The sequence below is a fragment of the Dyadobacter subterraneus genome (assembly GCF_015221875.1).
GTDB lineage: Bacteria > Bacteroidota > Bacteroidia > Cytophagales > Spirosomataceae > Dyadobacter > Dyadobacter subterraneus.
Genome location: NZ_JACYGY010000001.1, coordinates 3,140,571 through 3,160,828, shown reverse-complemented (window position 1 = coordinate 3,160,828; position 20,258 = coordinate 3,140,571). Strand labels below are relative to the sequence as shown.

The following is a 20,258-nucleotide window of genomic DNA, read 5'->3' as shown; positions in this document are numbered from 1 at the left end:
AACGAAAAGTAAAAAAATGCTCAAAAAATTAACTATTCCTATCCTTTCAACCTTAATGATGTCGGCATCGGTATTTGCCCAGGTGCCGGATTCGCCCGTTAAAGTAAAACTTGCCCTGATAACCGATCAGCTCTCTCACCCTACCGCATTTGCGGTAACAAAAAAGAATCCTGATCTGCTTTTTGTTACAGAACAGGAAGGCCGTATCAGGGTTATTCAAAAGGGGAAACTATTAGAAACTCCTTTTCTGGATATTAAAAAGGAGGTACTGAAAAAAGAAGGCTACGACGAACGCGGATTACTCGGTCTTGCGTTTCATCCGGATTACGCCAGCAATGGTAAATTCTATGTTTATTGCAGTGTCCCCGTAGCTAATCCGGTTAAAAATCAGCTCGATCATCAAAGTGAAATCCGCGAATACATAGTCTCATCCAATCCGCTTGTAGCAGATGCGGCAAAAATGAGCAAGGTTTTGATAATAGACCAGCCACAATCGAACCATAATGGCGGTGATCTCAAATTTGGAGCGGACGGATTTTTGTACATTTCTGTCGGTGACGGCGGTGGTGCAAATGACCAGCATGGAGAGTTTGGAAATGCTCAGAACAAGACTAATCTTCTTGGTAAAATTCTGCGCATTGACGTTAACAAACTTCCATATACTATTCCTTCTGACAATCCTTTTGTTGGTGACGCAAATGCCAAACCGGAAATTTATGCTTACGGATTGCGTAATCCATGGCGTTTTAGTTTTGATAAAAAAACACATCAGCTTTTTGCCGGTGATGTAGGACAAAACAAATATGAAGAGGTTGACATCATCACAAAAGGCGGTAACTACGGATGGAGACCGATTGAAGGATTGCATGCGTTTAATGAGAAAGATCCGCAACCAAAAAATCCAATAGCGCCCATAACAGAATACCCGCATCCGGAAGGATTGAGTATAACCGGTGGCTTTATTTACCGGGGAAAATCAATCCCTTCATTGACGGGTAAATATGTTTTTGGTGATATGATGGGACCTATCTGGTCATTGTCGCCCGGAAAGGATGATAAGTGGACCAGAAATAAATTATCTATTGGCAAAGATGCGGGTTACTGGCACGTTTACAGTTTCGGTGAAGATCTTTCCGGCGAACTGTATGTGCTGACCATAATTCTTGAAAACACCAAAGGTTCGCTGTATAAGATTGTACCTTAATTTACAAACTTCTTTCCCTCTGGAAACCTCAGTTCTGATCTCTTCACCGAGTAAATGACTGGGGTTATTTTCTTTAACAGGTAGTATTAAATCGGAAATTCCATGAAAAATACACGTCGCAGTTTCATCAAAAACAGTGCTTCGCTGGCATCGTTATCTTTGCTGGGTAAATCACAGAATTTGAAAATTTCCGAAAAACAGAAGGAATATATCAAAGATGGTGGTTTGCAGTTTTGTCTTGCGCATTTTTTTGGAATGAACAGACAAAGGATAGAATTGTCGAAACAAATGCGTGTTTTGGGCGCTGTGGGCGGAATAAGTCCGGGAAGTATAGGATTGAAAGATGTAAAACCATGGGATTATCAGGCCGTCCTGGCAGTAAAAGAGGCATGGGCAAAAGAAGGCTTGACACTTCGGGTTATCGAAGGCCCGCCGGCACTTTCTGAAAAAACAAAACTGGCACTGGATGGACGTGATGAAGAAATTGAAAACTTTATCACTTTAATGAAGAATTTATCAAAAGCTGGTATTGATACGATCTGTTATAACTGGATGCCGGTTATAAGCTGGGCACGTACTTCGCTGGACAGACCGAGCCGCGGCGGGGCTTTGGTGAGTGCTTTTGATATCGACAAAATTCAGGATGAATCCGTAACCCAGTATGGAAAATTCTCCAAAGAAACGATGTGGAAAAACCTCGAATATTTTCTGAAAGCGGTGGTACCAGAAGCGGAAAAAGTGGGAATGAAACTTGCACTCCATCCTGACGATCCACCTGTTGATGAAATCAGAGGAATTTCCAGAATTATGACTTCGGCGGACGCCTTCAAACGGCTTATAGAAATTGTCCCAAGTCCAAGTAATGGCATTACACTTTGTCAGGGTACTTTTGCTACGATGGGTGAAGATATCCCTTCTGTAATTAATTATTTTGGCAAAAAAGAAAAAATTCATTTTGTACATTTCCGCGATGTCCGAGGTGACAGAAATCACTTTGAAGAAACATTTCACGACGACGGAAAAACCGATATGTACAATGCGATGAAAACTTATTATGAAATAGGATTTCGTGGCCCGATGCGTCCTGATCATGTTCCGACAATGTCGGGAGATAGCAATGAACATCCGGGTTATAGTAATATCGGAGCGCTTTTTGCCATTGGTTATATGAGAGGATTAATTGAATCGATTGCCAAAGAATCCGGCAAAGCATAAATAATGCTTCATCTCCAAAAAGGAAACGAAGCATTATTTTTATTTCCTTTATGACGGAATTACTTCCACAACCATTTCATTTCCGCTTTTATCAAAATATGTACAAGTCATATTTTGATTATCCACAACCCATTTTTCAACACCGGCTTCGGCGGATTGCTTGCAAAAAGTGAGGTAATCTGTTTCTCCGTTCTGATGAATTTTAAGTGCATGTTTTAGTTTCTCAATATCTCCGGATTTTGCAATTTCAAGAGTATCATATTTCGAATCGGAGCTTACTTCAAAGTCATTCGCTCCCAAATACTTTGTTTGTCCATTGGATACATATTGTTCATAAGCCAACACACCCAGCTGCTTTATCTCATTGATGTATCCCGGAAAATCTTTCCCGCTTTTTACTTTTAAGTGCGCTTCTTTAATCTGATTTAGAGTAAACATAATTTTATTGATTGATGTATAGCGTGTTTAAATAATTTTCAGCCTTGTTAGACCGGCATACTAATATTAAGAAAAAACGGACAAAACAGACTTTATAATAAGTTTTAAACAAATCTCTTGTAAACACATAAAGAGCAAAACATTACATTGCTCTTAAATCTACGTCACGACTCTACCAAGTCTAGGAATTGATGGGCCTTATTGTTAACTATATCTTAGTGAACTTTAAAACAATCAAACTTGAACCTTAGAACAATCTGTGACTTTTCAGGCCACCGTAATTTTGTCAACATAAATATAACAAAAAAATTATGAAGACGATATTCATTACGGGCACATCCAGCGGCCTTGGAAGTGCGGCTGTCCGGTTGTTTCACAGCAAAGGTTGGAAAGTGATCGCGACGATGCGTAACATTGAAAAAGGAACCATTTTTAGTGATCTGGAACATGTAGAAGTTCTGGCGCTGGACATTACCGATCCTGAGCAAATAAAAAGCACTGTTGCCAAAGCACTGTCTCTGGGCGATATCGATGTGGTACTAAACAATGCCGCCTATGGTGCAATCGGTCCATTAGAAAGTGTATCAGAAGAACAATTAGTGAAACAGATTGAAACCAATTTGTTGGGCGCGATCCGGGTTACTCAGGCATTTATACCCACTTTCCGGATCAGAAAACAGGGATTATTTATTAATATCACCTCCGTGGCAGGTCTGGTAACATTTCCGTTCGACAGTCTGTATCACGCAGTAAAATGGGGAATTCACGGATGGAGTGAAGGCATGAGTTACGAACTTGCACGTTTTGGAATTGGTATGAAAACGGTTGCTCCGGGATTTATCAGAACTGCCTTTGCTTCCAATGCCGAGATCACATCAACAGAGCCTTATCAGGAATTGGTTGATAAATACATGAGCGTTGTTGCAGGTATGATGGATCCGACAACCAGCGGTTCAACGGCCGAAGAAGTAGCCCAAATTGTATATGAAGCAGCAACGGATGAGAAGGATCAGGTACATTACATTGCCGGAGCCGATTGCCAGGCTATGTACGACCGTCGCCTGGAAGTAGGGCCCGAGGAATTTCGCCGGGAAATGTCTGTAACTTTTCTAGGTTAGATATTACCAAATTAAACATTCAAAAAATGACGGCAGAACTCGTGTAATTTGTACATTAGTTGTGCCGTCATACTAATTCCAATGTCGAAAACCACAAATCCAAACGTACCGCAGATTATATACTCAGCAACGTCGAAGCGTACTATTGAAGGAGAAATCTTCATTAAACAACATGTGTTCGATTATATCATTTCTGGTACTTCCGAAACTTATTTTGATGGAAAATCTCGCACATATCAGGCAGGAGATTTTCGATTAGCGGTAAAAAACAGACTCAGTAAATTTGTTAAAATTCCACCAGTTGGCGGCGAGTACCGGTCGGTATCAATTTGTATCGATCAGGATACGTTGCTTGAATTGAAAGATCAATATCGACCTGATGAAATAATTCACAAGCCATACGACAACGTTTTGCTTATCAAGCCTAACAGACTGTTTAATAATTATATAGATTCTCTTCTGCCTTATTTAGAAAACAGTCGGGACATCAGCGGTAATCTTATAAAACTAAAAGTTAAAGAAGCAGTTTTAATCTTTTTAGAAGCTAATCCGCTATTGAAAAATATACTGTTTGATTTCAGCGAACCAGGAAAAATTGATTTGGAAGCTTACATGCGGGCACATTATAACTTCAATGGAAGCCTCAGTCAATTCGCCTATCTTACCGGTCGCAGTCTGTCCACTTTCAAACGTGATTTTTCCAGGATTTTCAATACTACGCCTAATAAATGGCTATTAAACAAACGTCTGGAAGATGCACGTTATCTGATTCAGGAAAAGAAATGGAAAGCAACGGATGTTTATATTGAAGTTGGTTTTAAAGATTATTCGCATTTTTCGGTTGCATACAAACATTTATTCGGGCAGAGTCCTTCAATGAGATAAATCTGACAATTACTTCGCCGCTCTTTTTAAATAAGAATAGCGCTTTCTAAACTTGTCCAGATCAGTAGAAGTCGATTTGGGATCGATCAGATTTCTTGTTTCATGCGGGTCCTTTTTGGTGTTGTAAAACTCTTCGTAGTTATGCTCAATATATTTCATGTACTTGAATTTCTTCGATACAACACCTTCAACTTTTGGCAAACCCGGACTACCCATAAATGTATGTTCATAGAAAAAATCCTCTCTTTCAGTGGAGCCGCTTTTAAAAGATGCCATCAAATCTTTTCCCTGAATCGTTGTCGGAGTAGCCACTCCTGCGAATGACAGGATCGTCGGGGCAATGTCAATATTCAGCGCAATATTTTCAGCTTTCTTACCAATCAGTTTTCTTGGAATCGGTTCTCCGGAAATAATCATAGGGACCCGGATTGATTCTTCAAAGCCAAACCATTTTCCTTCCAGACCATGTTCTCCCAAAGAAAACCCGTTGTCTCCCATAAAAATAATAATGGTGTTACGGTCAATTTGGAGTTGTTTTAATTGCGCAACCATGTTACCCACAGCCTCATCAACACCGGTAATCAGACGGTAATAATCCTTAACTGTTTCCTGTCTTTTATCCTCCGTTGAGAAAAAAGTTTTCCAGCGCTGTCTGCCGATATTTTTATCAGACCTGAAAAACTCGGGAAAACTGTTCCAGAATTTCGGGTCCGTTGTAACCGGTTTCGGGATGTTTGTATTTTGGTATAAACTTGCAAAACGTTCCTGATATGGAAAAGTCGCAGGATCACTTTCAGATTCGTGCGGTGCTTTGAAACTTACAGAAAGACAAAATGGCTCTGGTTGTCCGGCAAATTGATATAGAAATTGTTTGATATCTTTTCCTACACTATCAGTATTGTGAATTGTTTGTCCGCTTTTATTAACAAGCAAATAAGGTGGCTGCTCAGCTCTTCCGCATGCCCAGTAATCAAATAGAGAATCCGGTTGCCTGTTACTGTCTATCCCGAATTTTCCAATAAACCCGATTTTATATCCCGCTTTTTTTAACAAGGCAGGATATGTTTTATCAAGCGCTTTTTTTGAAAAACAGGTAGAGAAATCGTTAATCTTATGGCGGGACATATACTGGCCGCTTAAAAGACTGGCCCGGCTCACACAACAAATGGATGTTGTGACATAAGCATTTTTAAATAAAATTCCCCTGTTGGCAAGTGCATCCAGATTGGGGGTCTGGATAATTTTATTCCCCATCACGCCAAGGGCATCCCAACGATGATCGTCAGTCAGCACAAAAATAATATTAGGTCTTGAAGGTTTACTTTTTTCCCTGTTATTCTTGTTTTGCTTTTTTTGAGCCCTGCTTGTCAACTCTTCCCAAAGGTGCCTGTTGGCAAGCTGAAATATAATATTGGGGCCTGGCAATGCCCTGATTTCTCCACGCTGGGCAAAACCGGAAAAAGACATTAAAACCAGCAAAACAATGAACACTCCTGTACTGACGAACTTCCTGATTCTCATATTAAACTTACCATAATTACAAATTTCAAACTAAAAATTTGAAAAACAATTATGGTTGTGCAGAAAAAGCTTTTTTCAGTAACATAGCAAGTTCATTTACCGTTTTAGCCTGCGCAACGGACTTGGCAAGATTGTAAAATTCATCCGGATCTTTCTGGTGATCATAGAGCTCAACACCCGCTTTTCCCTCGTCCCATTCCGTGTAGCGATAGCGTTCTGTTCTCACACTTCTTCCCATTATTTTACCACGTAAAACCTGTGTATAGGCAGGCTTGTCCCATTTTGCTGTCGGCGTTTTAAGCAATGGCATTAAACTTTTTCCCTGCAATTTCTGCTTTGGATCCAGTCCGCATAAATCCGCTAATGTTGGATAAATATCAAGCAATTCAACAGTGCGACCGGAAACTTTTCCCTTATTACCACCAGGCACAGAAATGATCAAAGGAACACGTGCAGAATTCTCAAACAAACTTTGTTTCATCCATTGTCCGTGCTGACCCACATTATATCCATGATCTGACCAGAAAACGATAATGGTGTTGTCTGACAATTTTAACCGGTCAAGTGCATCAAGCAGTTTTCCTACCTGCGCGTCCATGAACGAAATCGTGGCATAGTAAGCGCGCTGCGCTTCTCTGCGTTCGGCTTCTTTAAGTCCCCAGTGTGAAGGTTTTGTAAATAAAGCTGCCTCCGGAATATCGTCAAGATCATTGGCAATTTCCTTTGGAAGCGGAACTTTGTCAAGATCATACATATTGAAATATTTCTTAGGCGCTACATAAGGAGAATGCGGTCTGAAAAATCCGACAGCCAGAAAGAATGGCTCGTTTTTCTTTTCTTCCAAAATTTTGATCGCTTCATTTGCAGACAACCCATCCGTTTGCTCCTCATCAGTTCCTTCTGTGGCCAGATATGCAAGCGCACTTCCAAGCGGACGGTTTGGTGTCAGATTTTTGACGTTTCCTTCTTCTGCTTTATCTCTTCCCTTCGGATTTACTTTGTGATCCCAGGAAATCGGATCGTCCAGTCCGTCTGTACCGATTTGGCCAGGAACTCCGTAATGATAAATTTTACCAACTCTTGCGCTGTAATAATCGTTGTTTTTAAAAAGTTGTGGCAGAGTCACAATGTCCGGAAGATTTTTCCGGAAATGAGTCTGCAATTCATAAATTCCCGTTACATCAGGGCGCTGACCCGTTAACAAAGATGAGCGGCTCGGACTGCAAAGCGGGAATTGCGTGTAAGCTTTATCAAATAAAACCCCTCTTTTTGCAAGCCTGTCAATGTTTGGTGATTTCACAAAATTATTTCCATAACAACCCAGATCATTATTCAGATCATCAGCGGCTATAAACAAAACATTATATTTTTTTCTGGCCGGTTCTTTTTGCTGTGCATGAAGCACTTGACCCGAAAAAACTAACAGTGTTAAAAAATATGTTATTGATTTCATCAGTTGAGATTTATGTGTTTAGATTCAGCAGGTTTATTTTCAGATGTTTCAGGAGCGTATTCAGGATTTATTTTTGTAGGGATTTTGGCATTGACTTTCTTTTTCCAGGCTTCAAGTTTTGCTTTCAACAATTTGGTTTGCGTCGGATTTTTCTTCGCCAGATCAACGGATTCGCCAATGTCTTCCCTGATATTATAAAGCTCAATCCGGCCATCCTCGTAAAATTCATGAAGCTTAAAATCCCCGGAACGGATTACGCTGGTTGGTCTTGTGCGGAAAGCATCTTTGTTTCTCTTGTCTCCTTTGTACGCTTCCAGATACCCGGGGAAATGCCAGAAAATATCTCTCGATGGAATCGTTTTTCCCAACAAAAGCGGTGTAAAACTATGTCCGTCAAATTCGGAATTTATTGGCTTGTTAACCTCTGCAACTTCAAGCAATGTGGGATAAAAATCAATTCCTATAACCGGAACATCTGTTTTAGCACCCGCATCAGTTTTTCCCGGCCACTTCACAATTAACGGAACGCGAATTCCGCCTTCATATAACATTCCCTTCGATCCGCGTAAAGGGTGCTGGGCGGTGACCTCTCCCATTCCACCATTATCCGAATAAAAAATAACCAGTGTATTCTTGTCAAGATTAAGCGTTTCCAACGATTTCAATACTTTTCCGATGCCCTGATCCGTACTTTCAATCATAGCGGCATAAACCGGATTGTTGTGAAATTCATCACCCTTTTTGTTTTTATATTTTTGAATAATTTCCTCTTTCGCCTGAATCGGTGTATGGACCGAGAAGTATGATAAATAAAGAAAAAATGGCTTTTCCTTATTCTTGTCCAGAAATTTCACAGCTTCATCCGTTAATCTGTCCGTAAGATATTCTCCTTTTTCACCGGAAGTAATTCCTTCCAGCGGAGAAATTTGTTCGGCTTTTTTGGCTGCGTAAGGATAGAAATATGATGGCGTCCCTTCGGTTCCGCCAATAACGTAATCAAAACCCTGGGCATGCGCATCAGCCCCTTCTTCCTTTTCCCCCAACTGCCATTTTCCGATCAGTCCCGTGTTGTAGCCGGCGGTTTTCAGTTCTTCTGCAATGGTGGTAAAAGATGGATTTAGTACCGTTTCATTTTTAATTGGAATTAATTTCCGTTCTGATGAGTCTCCTCGGTCGGAATTAGCGACCGTAAAAATTCCGTGTCTCGGCGGAAATTTTCCTGTCATTAAAGATGAGCGGCTGGGCGCACAGTTTGGACCGGCGGAATAAGCCTGTGTAAAACTTAGTCCCTCCTTGGCCAGCTTATCAATATTGGGTGTTTCATAATATTTGCTGCCGGCAGAACTCAGATCCGTCCACCCCCAGTCGTCCACTAAAATGAACAGGATGTTTGGTCTTTCATTTTGCTTTCGGGAAGAAACTACCTGTCCGAAAACCTGATTAACCCATACAACTGCAACGAGCAGCAGGATGCATTTGAAATATTTTCGTTTCATACCTGACTATTTAATTTTCAGCTCTCCCATGGCAATACCACTTTCCGCAGCAACAGTGTACAGCAGATATATTTTACCGTTTTCTTCATAAACCGCCGGATCACGAAGTTCTCGAAAACGTTGTTTTGCGGCTCCTTCCGTAGAAACCGTCAGTGGCAAATCGGCTCCTTCGTAATTCTTTTCAGGAAGCGCCACAACGACCGGTTCGGTCGGTTTCCAATTATTCCAATCATTAGTAAGTTCAATTTTTGAAAAATAAATTCTTTCAGGACTGTCACCAATTCTGGAATAGAAAACCCATAAGGTGTTGCCTTTCAGCGTAACAGCTGCATGACGTAAAGTGGAAGCCGGAGACTGAATTTTGTCAAACGGATTCGGACCTTTTTCAAAAGCGGCAATACCATCTTTTGATTTCCACAAAATACCCAGTCGGGAAAATGCATAGAATTCATTTTTCCATTTAAAAACTTTAAAATACGATTCACCCAGCTGAGTAGTTTCAGGCTTAAAATTGATACCGTCGCCAGAAGTTGCCCGGAGTGTTAATTGTTTGTAACTAGCTTTATCTTTTTTATCACCACTGACAAACAGAGGACAGTGGAAATACATGACTATCTGTTTATTAACTTCATCCAGATGTATATCCGGCGAAGCAATGTGGCGGCCGGCTTTTAATTCGTCATCCTCACCTTTGCAGGCACAATCATTCATTTTTAAGGTGCCCGGCTCGTAAACTTTCCACGGACCTTTCACATCATTGGCGTAGGCAAAGCGAATATAGGTTCCGTTATGATCTGCAAAATAGAGATAGTATTTTCCCAATTTTCCGGGCAGCCAATCCGGTACTATGATCAAAGACGGACCATTAATATTCTGACCGTCTTTACCGGGAAGCAACTCGGGCGAAATGATTGGATTCTTGTCAAAACGCTGAAATGTAAAATGTTGGGCCTGAACGAAGTGCGAGGTAGTTGCTGCCAGTCCTAAGACCAGACATATCTTTTGATAAAATTTCATTTTAAATTCTTGTTTTATAATCAAAAACCTTGAAGATTTATTTACGGTATCAGCTCTTTCTGAGGACGTTTGTATTTTCCGTGTTCATCCAACGGTTTCGGATCTGCATATTCCGGATCAACATATCCAACCGCTTTTTCCTGTTTTTCAAGTTCTTTTCCAAGCTGGGCTTTCAGCTTGTTGCCTGCGGCGGTATTGTACAAGTTGTTTGTTTCGTTAGGGTCCTTTGTCAAATCGTATAATTCCGACCAGCCCGTTTCACCGGGATACTGCACCAGTTTCCCGGTCTCCGTTCTCACCGCTTTAATCGTAGGAACATTATATGGGGTTTCGTAAAAATATTCATACAGAAACGATGTCCGCCAGTCTTTCGCCTTGTCTTCAATCAAAGGCACCCAGCTTTTTCCCTGGAATGTGGCAGGCGTTTTGACGCCGGCTAAATCGAGAATCGAAGGAGCATCATCCAGATTTAATACAATTTTATCAATCAGTTTACCTTTCGGGAATCTTGCCGGATATTTTACCAGCAACGGAATTCGAATGGATTCATCATAAGCTGCACGTTTGTCTCCCAATCCGTGCTCACCAAAGAAAAACCCGTTATCACTTGAAAAAATCACTACGGTATTTTGATCCAGATGCAGGGAATCCAGAGTAGCCAACAAACGACCGACATTGTCATCAATACCTGTCAGCGCCCTGAAATAATTCCTGATTTTCTCGTCATTATTTTCTGTCCACGAACCATCTTTTTTCTGTTGCGCCGCCGGAGCTTTTTTCCCGGAATCAATCTGATCCTGAAAAGGAGAATTCAGACTTTCTGAAACTGGTTTTGTCAAAATTGCATCTGAAAACAAATCCTTATGCCTTACGGGTGGCTGAAAAGGTCCGTGTCCGGATTTAAATGCCAGCGTTACAAGAAAAATTTTATCTTTATTTTCTCTGATATAATTTAGCGCATTCGTTGTAGAAACGTCGTCGATCCAGCCTTTGGTAGGCAGTGTTACGCCATTGATTTCGACAGGGCAATCAAAATATTTCCCCTGCCCTACAAAGCTTGCCGAATAGTCAAAACCGGGTCTTTTCCCGGTTTCATTTCCCATATGCCATTTTCCAAAAAATGCGGTCTGGTAACCTGCTTTACGTATTTCTGTGGCGTAGGTTACCGTTGTGTCTTTCAGTCCTGTATGATTATTTGCAATGCCATTCAGGTGATTATACCGGCCATTTAACATGGTTGAACGGCTCGGTGAGCATAAAGAATTGATCACAAATGCATTTCTGAAACGCACACCTTCCGCCGCAATCCGATCCAGATTTGGTGTTTTAAACCAAGGAAACCGTGCCTTTTCACCCTGCTCCTTTTGCACAATACTAAGTGCGTCAAACCGCTGATCATCTGTATAAATGAAGATAATATTAGGGCGACTAACATTTTTCCCGGTTTGTGCTTTTGCTCCGTAAACACCCAAAAGCATCAGCTTCGAAAGAAATATATATTTTAATTTCATGATGATAAAAGTTAAGGAATACCAGTATTTACTTTACCTATCGACCTTATAGAGTTAATTTGAATAATGATTGGGAATTACTAATTCATGTTAGAATCTAAGTTTTTGTAATAGGGCTATTTCTGTTTTAAAACTTCGAGATAATACGGGCTGTTTATCGCAGCAACTGTTTCAAACCACGATTCAATATCATAATCCCCTTTTTTCAAAAAAATATTGGTGAAAGAAACAGTTTTACTTTCGTCATTAACAAATTTGCTTCGCTGAATCTGTCCTAACCTGATTAATGAGCGCGTTCCTTTGGGAATTGGTTTTATGTTTATCGCTTTGAAGTCATAAAAACCATCCTCCAAAACCCTTACAGTCCAGATGCCAAGCGCATTGTCGCCAGTCCAGTTTCTTACACCGGTTCCACCTAAATCCTGACGCGTCAGGATACCTGGATTTTCATGAATAGTTCCTACTTCAATTCTTCTTGGACTCAAATGCGGACTGGCTGAAATATCTTTAAAAGTGCTGTCAAGTATATTTTTCAACTTTAACGCAAGATCTATATCGCTTTTTACCAGATTATTTTCTTCAAACGGATCCATTTTAAGATTGAAAAGTCCGAAGGTGTTAATATCATCCTGAGTAGCTTCGGATGCTACCAATTTGTAATTGCCCTGATATATTGCTGCATTCCGGTAAGGTTCAGGCCAGCCACGATTCCAGGTATTGTAAAAAGTCCGTTGCGGCGCCTCCTGTTTTCCCAATATTTGTTTAAAAACTGATTTTCCATCTCCTTTAATTGTTTTTGGAAAGGGAATATTGACTGCCTCTAAAAGTGTCGGAAGTAAATCAACATGTGCTGTCAAACCATTCAGATCCTTATTTTCAGGAATAAAACCTTTACCGGAAATAAGAAATGGCACATGCGTGCCTCCTTCATATACTGAACCTTTCAAACCACGAAAACCTGTATTAAAGCGTAATTGCTGATTTCCATTATCTGTCAGAAAAATCACAATCGTATTTTCTTCCAGATTTTGTTTTTTTATTTCTGCAAGGATCCGGCCTACGTTATCGTCAATGTTAGTCGCCATTCCATACACTTTCCGTGCATTTTCCTTATCTTTTTCCAACATTTTCGACCAGGATTTTTTTGGATCTTTATCCAGATCAGAATCAAATTTCAGGTCTTTGTAGAGGTCTTCATATTTCTTTGGAAGCTGCAAAGGATCATGCGGCGCATTATAGGAAACGTACAGGAAAAACGGCGCCGACTTATTTTCTTTCACGAAATCAAGAGCCGCATCTGTGAAAATATCAGTACAATAACCTTTTGGGAAAACATGTTTATTGTTCTCGGAAAGTACGGTATTGAAATAACTGCTGTCAGGTCTGGTGAAATTTTCAATTAAATCGCCCGGCTGGCCAATCCCTCCGCCACCGTGTACCAAACTGTACTGAAAACCTTGTTCAGAAGGACGAAAAGGATAATTATCTCCCAAATGCCATTTCCCGACAATACCGGTTTTGTAGCCGTTCTGACCAAGAATTTCTGCAATTGTAATTTCCTCTGTCGCCATGATCGCGCCGTTATTGTAGGTATCATGAACACCTGTGCGCTGCGCATATCGTCCGGTGAGCAGGCTCGCGCGTGTGGGTGCGCAGACGGGAGAATTGTGAAAATTAGTTAACCTGACCGATCTTGCGGCCAGGTTATCTATGTTAGGCGTTTTTACATAAGGATTTCCGGTAAATCCAAAATCGCCATAACCCTGATCATCGGTCATGATCAGGATTATATTGGGCTTTTTGGAAATTGTTTTTTGTGCATGCAGATTGACCGAGCCTGCAAAGAAAATGACGGAAAATATCCTGAAAATTCTTTTCATGAATCTTGAATTCACAACGTTATATTACTTACTGCCTTTCGCCGCTGCTCTTTCTGCACGTTTTTTAATATGACTATTATCAGCAGGCATCTGCTGCACCAAAGCAGGCGGTGTCTGACCTAGTTTTTTCTTAAATAGGTCTAGCGAGACAAGCAATTCTTTTGCTTTTGCCAGATTTGACTTCAGAAGATTATTCTTTTCACCAATATCCGTTTTGAGATTGAACAAAAGTGTATCTGTTGCAGGAACAACCGTTATTCCATTAACTTTTGTATCCGGCTGCGGCAAACGGATCTTCCAATCGCCATTTCTGTAAGCCTCGATTTTGCCATAAGAATAATAAGCAAATTCTTTTCCTTTCCGTTTTCCAGTTCCAAACAATACCGGACTGATATCTTCCCCGTCAAGTGGTTTTTTGGTCTCCGTTTTCTGACTTCCAGTCAGGCTGATGATGGTCGGATACAAATCAAGCTGCAAAGCAAGATCATCATAAACAGTTCCGGGTTTAATTTTTCCAGGCCATGATGCCACCGTCGGCACGCGTTGTCCGCCTTCAAAAGTTGTGCCCTTTCCTTGTCTCAATGGACCGGCAGAACCGCCTTCCACATCAAAAATCAGCCAGGGTCCATTATCACTTGTGAAAACAACGAGCGTATTTTCTTCCAGACGGTTTTTCTTTAAAGCCTTCACAACTTCTCCTACACTCCAGTCAATTTCCTCGATCACATCACCATACAAACCTCGTTTGGACTTCCCTTCAAACGCAGGTGAAGCGTACAACGGAACGTGCGGCATATTGTGCGTTATGTATAGGAAAAACGGTTTGTCTTTATTCTTATCAATAAATTTTACCGCTTTGCTGGTATAAGTTTTTGTGATATAATTCTGGTTGACTTTAATACTATCTACATCATTACCTTTCAGGTAAACAACGCCCATCATATCATTACTATATGGAATTCCATAGTATTCGTCAAAACCATTTTGTAACGGCAAAAACGATTTATGGTGTCCAAGATGCCATTTTCCGAAAATCGCTGTTTTATAACCATTTCCTTTCAAAGCTTCCGCTATCGTAACTTCTTCGGCTGGGATTCCGGTAAAACTTTCAGGAAAAAATACGTGATCGATGCCTAATCGCTTTGGGTAACGCCCTGTAATCAAGGCAGCTCTTGAAGGACTGCAAACCGGGGAGGTAGAATAAAATGAAGTAAATTTGATTCCCTTTGTTGCCAGATTATCAATGTTTGGTGTTCTGATATCTGTTGCTCCAAATGTTCCAATATCACCATAACCTAAATCATCAGCCATAATGACGACGATATTTGGCTTTGTTGTTTTTTGCTGTGCAAAAGTAACTGCCGGCCCGGAAAGTAAAATTACGCTTAATAAAATCTTCTTCATTTTGATAAATTCTCTAATGACTGAAAAACAAATCGTGATAGCCCTACTTCAAACAACCAAAGTAAAACTATCACGCTATGATTTATACGTTAATTATAATTACTACTCAACATTTGCCCGTCTTGCAGCCGGATTTGCAGCAGCGCCGGCGGCAGCAGGCGTTGGAAAACCTATCTGGTTTGCAGGTTTGATCTTGTCATAATCCACAACCCCGGTTTTATCCGCCCACTTGAAATAATCCGCAGACAATTCATTCACAACTTCAATATTGGCAGCAGATACATCATTGTTTTCGCCGCGGTCTTTTTCCAGATCGTAAAGCTCCCATTTGTAAGCCGGGTAAGTTGAAACAATTTTCCATTTTCCTTTTCTTACCGCACGATTACCGGCACGTTCCCAGAATATCGGCTCACCTCTTTCAACCGATTCTGTTTTGCCTGTCAATACCGGTACCAGACTTTTTCCTGCGAGCGGATTTGCTGTTGCGCCGTTTAGTTTTGCAGGATATGCGGCACTTGCAAATTCGTAAAATGTTGGTGCAAGATCAATAAGATGACCTGTTCCTTTTACGATATTTCCGCCTTTGATTTGCTTTGGGAACCAAGCGATAAAAGGAGCGCTGATTCCGCCTTCGTGCATATTATCCTTATACTTGGTATGCGGCGTATTGGAAACATATGCCCAGCTTTGTTCCTGGTATTCATAAGAGCCGGCAGTCCCGATCGGGCCGGTGTTACGCTGTGGTTTTCTGCGTCCTGTTGGAGAATAACCGCCTTGCGCTCCATTGTCCGAAATAAAAACGATGAGTGTATTATCATCTTTTTTCAATTCTTTCAATTTATCTCTCAGACGTCCAATATTCTGGTCAACCCGGTCAACCATGGCTGCGTAAACTTCCATTTTCTTTTCCCAAAGCTGCTTTTCGCTGTAAGTCAGATTGCCCCAAAGCGGAACTTCCGGGTCGCGTTTTGCAATCGCTTGTTTCGGATCTGAAATGCCAATCGCTTTTTGTTTTTTGATGCGTTCAACACGAAGTGAATCCCACCCTATGCTGTAACGGCCCTTGTATTTTGCAATATCTTCCGGCAATGCCTGCAAAGGCCAGTGCGGCGCATTGAAAGCCAGATACAGGAAAAATGGTTTTTCCGTTTTGCTTTGATCATCCAGAAATTCAAGGGCATTGTTGGTGATTTCGTTGGTAAGATATAAACCCGATTTCAACGTAATTCTTTTGTTATCCTTGATCAAGTCAACGGGTGGCGCCTGACCATATTCTCCAATATCAAAATAATTGCTGGCTCCTTTTATAAAACCATAAAAATGATCAAAACCGCGTTGATTTGGCCAGGCAGTACTGTCACTTCCAACGTGCCATTTTCCGCTCATTAAAGTACTGTAACCAGAATTTCTAAGTACCTCGGCGAAAGTTAAAGATTCTTTATTTAAATATCCCTGATAAGCAGGTAAACCCAAATTGATGTCAAAATAACCGATTCCGGCTTTGTGCGGATATTGACCTGTGATCAGAGAAGCGCGCGTAGGTGCACAAATGGAATTGTTGTAAAACTCGCGGAAACGGATTCCCTCTTTGGCAAGATTATCCAGGTTGGGCGTCTGGATTTCGGAACCATAGGAACCTATATCAGAATAACCCATATCATCAACCATAATCAGGACGATGTTGGGCCGGGTATCTGCTTTTTTATTTTTTTGGGCAAACGTAGTGAAAGTACTGCCCGTTAAAAGCAGACCAAAGATAAAATTAAATTTCATGATGCAGGGTTAGTTAAAAATCCCGGAAAGGAACCGGAATAAGAACCGGGAGGAAGTTTTGAGATTAAAAATTTCAGGTGCCAGGAACATAATGCCCGGCACCGAAAACGTAAATTAATTCACCTAAAATTATTTCACTGCTGAAAATCTTTCAAGCTTTTCCTTTTCACCCTGCAAACGTTTTGCTTCAGGTTTAAGATAGCCGAACTGATGAAGATCGCCTTCAGCATGTGATGCTACCCAAAGAAGAAATTTCTTTGCTTCCGGATTGCTGTTATTTTTTGCTATGGAAAAATGAACATATTCAACTGGTACATTTTTCACCTTGTCGGAAGTTTCCAGTTTTTCCAAAACCTGATCAAGATTTTCATTTTGTTTTTCTTCTTTTGACACCCGGCCATTTCCGTCCAGATCAACCGGAATAATGGTTAAACCTTCTGTCGGTTTACGTGTAGTCAGATCGTATGCAAGACCAGGAACGGTATAAGTGATACCGGTATCATCTTTTAATAAAGCCTTGATCAAATGCTCATCAGCACCTGCAATGCTTTTTCCCTTGATCTGCTGCTGCTCGTATCCAAAATATTTGGCAAAAGTAGAAGGTGCGCCAGCTTTTTGAAGACGCGTGTAAACTGTGAAAGGAACTGTGATTGTCGGATCTTTTTCCGCGTAAATGTCGTGGAAGAAAATTTGTTTGTATGTTTTTTCGATCAAACCTTTATCACCATATTCTTTTGCAAAAGCAGAGGTTGAATTGGCAACCGGCAGAAGCGCATAACGGCCGATAGAAATATATTCTCTCGTTTCTTTTACTGCTTTATCCTGATCGTAAGCCTCGATAAGCAAATCATATTTTTCAGGATCAGTGATTGTTCTGGCATCAATTGTGATCTGCGCTTTTGGATTTTCAGCAGTGTATTGTTTAATCCATTTGTCGACCAAAGGATAAGCAAAGCGAACTCCTGTGATAACTACTTTATTTTGAGATGCTTCCTGAGCGAATAAGGTTGGACTGGCAGATACGGCCAGGCCGGCAGCAAATAGGAATGATTTGATCGTTTTCATGATGTTATAAGAAAAATAGAATTAGTTTTTGCATATCACAATCAGCTTTAAAAAGTTGATTGCAACGGATTGAAAGATTTATATAGCGAGTGTCAAGCCTGACAACAACAGCTTATATTCAGAGCATGCAAAATATTTCCCACCATAGGTGCAGCAAAAAGCTGCGAAGAATATGAATTCATCGGTATCATAGTTATACTTTTTGTGTCGTATCCTTTTTACTGGTGGTAATAAAAAGAATAGTACCCTACTATATTGATAGACAAAGTAAGTTTAATAAAAATAGATTACCAAAACATTTTTAATATTTCAGGTTTTATCTATGAAAGACAATATATTATGTTTGAATAATTATTTTATAGTAGTAAAATCGGGACATAGACAAAATCTGATTTATGAAAAAAACAGTTGAATATCTTTCAATTGGTTTGATAATATCATTACCCTGACTACTTTATAAGTATCAATTCAATCGCGCGAATATCTGCAAAACGATTTCCTTTCAATTGTTTTGCTTGAAGTTTGATTTGACCTTTTCCTTTTTCCAGCTCCCAACTTCCTACAAATTTCGTTTTAAACACCTTTTCATAAGATTCACCATTTCTCTTCACACGGTCGGGGCTTGGTAAAAGCGGCGGATCGAAAGGTTCTGTAATGGTGCCGGAGATCGATTTTGAATTGAATATAATATCAAAAGTACTTCCTGCATTGGCTTCCGGAATGGTATATAGAATATTCAGTTTATACTTTCCCGAAGTATGCACATCTACATCCCATAGTGCATAAGAATCTGTGTCGTTCCAGTTCGCTATCCAGGAAGAATTCGGTGCAGATGCGCTGTATGATAATGTTCCTGTTTTTGATCTAAATAATTTCGCGTCCTGAGATGGTAATGTTGTTTTGGGAAATTGTTGGTAACCGACAGGAATCCAGCGGACCGTATCAATTCTCGCCATCGACTCTTTGTACCAGGAATTCAACCGGCTGGAAAGGTCTTTGTAGATATCCGGAAATTCAGCCGCAATATTTTTGCTTTGGGTTGAATCTTTTGCTAAATCATACAAATTACCTTCTGAGACAAGATAGGGCCATTTCCTAACACTGTTAAATTTATTAATAGAAGAAAAAAGATATCTTTCAGGCAACGTGTTTTTCTCGCCTTTTAACAATGACTTCAAACTAACACCATCCAGTGGTTTTGTACCGGAGGTTGATATTCCTGCAAAATCTGTAAGCGTTGGAAGAATATCGATGTAAGCGGCGTTGTCAATTACAATTTTTCCTGCTGGGATAACGCCTGGCCAGCGGATAAAAAACGGTGCACGCACGCCGCCTTCATCAGCTACACCTTTCCTGCCTTTCATATTTCCATTCCAACGCCAGGAATTAGGACCATTATCGGTCATGTAGATTACAATCGTATTTTCTGTCAGTTTAAGGTCATCCAGTTTTTTCAAAATCCGGCCCACATTGTCATCAATATTTTCACACATCGCCAAAGCAGAAATGGTTACTTCCGGATCTTCCTGACTGATATTCTGGCTGAATTGTTTCAAACCTCTGGCTTTAACACGGTCGTAATATTTGTCAGGAACCTGAAAAGGCGAATGCGGCGCATTATAAGGCACATAACATACAAAAGGCTTGTCTTTATTTTTCTCAATAAAACCGATCGCTTTATCGGTCAGATCATCCGTAATGAAACCTTTACTGCGCACCGGTTCACCATTATGATCAAGCATGGTATCAAAATAATTCGCATAATGCCCGCTCAAAAAACCATAAAATTCATCAAAGCCCCGACCGTTTGGATGATATGGATACTGACTTCCGTTATGCCATTTTCCAAAGCAGCCCGTCGCATAACCAGACTTTTTAAAAAGATCAGCCAGCGTAACTTCATCAAGATTCAGGAATTCTTTGGAATTAGAAACGCCATATACACCTGCATTGTAATGATAGCGACCAGTTAAAAGTCCTGCCCGGGTGGGTGCGCAAAGCGGTGCAACATAAAATCTGGAGAAACGGGCGCCATCTCTGGCGAGTTTATCAATATTTGGGGTTTGCACATTTGTATTTCCATTGATACTCAAATCTCCCCAGCCCTGATCATCTGTAAGAATAAAGACAATATTTGGTTTTGTTTGAGCAAATCCGGTAACCGAAGTAATGAAAAATAATAGAACAAAACTGAAAACCCGTTCATAAAAACGGGTCGCAACTTTTGAAGATTTTACGACAACCAAAGATTTCATATTACTCATAAACAATGCATTAC

At 40.5% G+C, this 20,258-nt stretch carries 15 protein-coding genes; 4 read left to right on the top strand and 11 right to left on the bottom strand.

The window, feature by feature from the left end:
• The first annotated feature begins 16 nt into the window (after window positions 1-16).
• A complete protein-coding gene (locus IEE83_RS12995) occupies window positions 17-1,204 on the top strand; it encodes a PQQ-dependent sugar dehydrogenase (RefSeq protein WP_194120990.1) in 1,188 nt (395 codons plus the stop codon).
• A 102-nt stretch (window positions 1,205-1,306) separates the two neighbouring features.
• Window positions 1,307-2,419, top strand: coding sequence for a mannonate dehydratase (locus IEE83_RS12990; protein ID WP_194120989.1), 1,113 nt, complete (start codon window positions 1,307-1,309; stop codon window positions 2,417-2,419).
• Between the two features lie 48 nt (window positions 2,420-2,467).
• On the opposite strand, the gene IEE83_RS12985 is transcribed toward IEE83_RS12990, so the two are convergent.
• Window positions 2,468-2,857: a DUF1398 domain-containing protein gene (locus IEE83_RS12985; RefSeq protein WP_194120988.1), complete on the bottom strand. Its 390-nt coding sequence runs from the start codon at window positions 2,855-2,857 to the stop codon at window positions 2,468-2,470.
• 311 nt (window positions 2,858-3,168) lie between these two features.
• Here IEE83_RS12985 and IEE83_RS12980 point away from each other — a divergent pair, with 311 nt between their 5' ends.
• Window positions 3,169-3,975: an SDR family oxidoreductase gene (locus IEE83_RS12980; RefSeq protein WP_194120987.1), complete on the top strand. Its 807-nt coding sequence runs from the start codon at window positions 3,169-3,171 to the stop codon at window positions 3,973-3,975.
• A gap of 81 nt (window positions 3,976-4,056) precedes the next feature.
• On the top strand, window positions 4,057-4,860 hold the full coding sequence (locus tag IEE83_RS12975; RefSeq protein ID WP_194120986.1) for a helix-turn-helix domain-containing protein: 804 nt from the start codon (window positions 4,057-4,059) through the stop codon (window positions 4,858-4,860).
• Window positions 4,861-4,869: 9 nt separating this feature from the next.
• Here the strand turns inward: IEE83_RS12975 and IEE83_RS12970 are convergent, their stop codons facing one another.
• The 10 genes from IEE83_RS12970 to IEE83_RS12925 all read right to left on the bottom strand — a co-directional run bounded on the left by IEE83_RS12970 (window position 4,870) and on the right by IEE83_RS12925 (window position 20,244).
• On the bottom strand, window positions 4,870-6,381 hold the full coding sequence (locus IEE83_RS12970; protein WP_194120985.1) for a sulfatase family protein: 1,512 nt from the start codon (window positions 6,379-6,381) through the stop codon (window positions 4,870-4,872).
• A gap of 49 nt (window positions 6,382-6,430) precedes the next feature.
• Complete coding sequence (locus IEE83_RS12965) at window positions 6,431-7,834, bottom strand: sulfatase (RefSeq protein ID WP_194120984.1); 1,404 nt, start codon at window positions 7,832-7,834, stop codon at window positions 6,431-6,433.
• Entirely contained in the window at window positions 7,834-9,330 is a 1,497-nt protein-coding gene (locus IEE83_RS12960) for a sulfatase (protein WP_194120983.1), read from the bottom strand. Before IEE83_RS12960 ends, IEE83_RS12965 begins: the two co-directional genes overlap by 1 nt.
• A gap of 6 nt (window positions 9,331-9,336) precedes the next feature.
• Window positions 9,337-10,347, bottom strand: a complete 1,011-nt coding sequence (locus IEE83_RS12955) for a hypothetical protein (RefSeq protein WP_228101794.1) — start codon at window positions 10,345-10,347, stop codon at window positions 9,337-9,339.
• Window positions 10,348-10,388: 41 nt separating this feature from the next.
• Window positions 10,389-11,858, bottom strand: coding sequence for a sulfatase family protein (locus tag IEE83_RS12950; protein ID WP_194120982.1), 1,470 nt, complete (start codon window positions 11,856-11,858; stop codon window positions 10,389-10,391).
• 116 nt (window positions 11,859-11,974) lie between these two features.
• Complete coding sequence (locus IEE83_RS12945; RefSeq protein ID WP_194120981.1) at window positions 11,975-13,738, bottom strand: arylsulfatase; 1,764 nt, start codon at window positions 13,736-13,738, stop codon at window positions 11,975-11,977.
• A gap of 24 nt (window positions 13,739-13,762) precedes the next feature.
• Complete coding sequence (locus tag IEE83_RS12940; protein WP_194120980.1) at window positions 13,763-15,142, bottom strand: sulfatase family protein; 1,380 nt, start codon at window positions 15,140-15,142, stop codon at window positions 13,763-13,765.
• Window positions 15,143-15,244: 102 nt separating this feature from the next.
• Window positions 15,245-16,915, bottom strand: coding sequence for an arylsulfatase (locus tag IEE83_RS12935; RefSeq protein ID WP_194120979.1), 1,671 nt, complete (start codon window positions 16,913-16,915; stop codon window positions 15,245-15,247).
• Between the two features lie 129 nt (window positions 16,916-17,044).
• The gene (locus tag IEE83_RS12930) at window positions 17,045-17,980 is read right to left on the bottom strand and encodes a type 2 periplasmic-binding domain-containing protein (protein WP_194120978.1); all 936 of its coding nucleotides are present in this window, start codon (window positions 17,978-17,980) and stop codon (window positions 17,045-17,047) included.
• A gap of 449 nt (window positions 17,981-18,429) precedes the next feature.
• The gene (locus IEE83_RS12925; protein WP_194120977.1) at window positions 18,430-20,244 is read right to left on the bottom strand and encodes an arylsulfatase; all 1,815 of its coding nucleotides are present in this window, start codon (window positions 20,242-20,244) and stop codon (window positions 18,430-18,432) included.
• Window positions 20,245-20,258 lie beyond the last annotated feature (14 nt).

Bases quoted from the DNA above. Each gene is read 5' to 3' on its own strand.
- IEE83_RS12995 (WP_194120990.1), top strand. From the start codon at position 17: ATGCTCAAAAAATTAACTATTCCTATCCTTTCAACCTTAATGATGTCG.
- IEE83_RS12990 (WP_194120989.1), top strand. From the start codon at position 1,307: ATGAAAAATACACGTCGCAGTTTCATCAAAAACAGTGCTTCGCTGGCA.
- IEE83_RS12985 (WP_194120988.1), bottom strand. From the start codon at position 2,857: ATGTTTACTCTAAATCAGATTAAAGAAGCGCACTTAAAAGTAAAAAGC.
- IEE83_RS12980 (WP_194120987.1), top strand. From the start codon at position 3,169: ATGAAGACGATATTCATTACGGGCACATCCAGCGGCCTTGGAAGTGCG.
- IEE83_RS12975 (WP_194120986.1), top strand. From the start codon at position 4,057: ATGTCGAAAACCACAAATCCAAACGTACCGCAGATTATATACTCAGCA.
- IEE83_RS12970 (WP_194120985.1), bottom strand. From the start codon at position 6,381: ATGAGAATCAGGAAGTTCGTCAGTACAGGAGTGTTCATTGTTTTGCTG.
- IEE83_RS12965 (WP_194120984.1), bottom strand. From the start codon at position 7,834: ATGAAATCAATAACATATTTTTTAACACTGTTAGTTTTTTCGGGTCAA.
- IEE83_RS12960 (WP_194120983.1), bottom strand. From the start codon at position 9,330: ATGAAACGAAAATATTTCAAATGCATCCTGCTGCTCGTTGCAGTTGTA.
- IEE83_RS12955 (WP_228101794.1), bottom strand. From the start codon at position 10,347: ATGAAATTTTATCAAAAGATATGTCTGGTCTTAGGACTGGCAGCAACT.
- IEE83_RS12950 (WP_194120982.1), bottom strand. From the start codon at position 11,858: ATGAAATTAAAATATATATTTCTTTCGAAGCTGATGCTTTTGGGTGTT.
- IEE83_RS12945 (WP_194120981.1), bottom strand. From the start codon at position 13,738: ATGAAAAGAATTTTCAGGATATTTTCCGTCATTTTCTTTGCAGGCTCG.
- IEE83_RS12940 (WP_194120980.1), bottom strand. From the start codon at position 15,142: ATGAAGAAGATTTTATTAAGCGTAATTTTACTTTCCGGGCCGGCAGTT.
- IEE83_RS12935 (WP_194120979.1), bottom strand. From the start codon at position 16,915: ATGAAATTTAATTTTATCTTTGGTCTGCTTTTAACGGGCAGTACTTTC.
- IEE83_RS12930 (WP_194120978.1), bottom strand. From the start codon at position 17,980: ATGAAAACGATCAAATCATTCCTATTTGCTGCCGGCCTGGCCGTATCT.
- IEE83_RS12925 (WP_194120977.1), bottom strand. From the start codon at position 20,244: ATGAGTAATATGAAATCTTTGGTTGTCGTAAAATCTTCAAAAGTTGCG.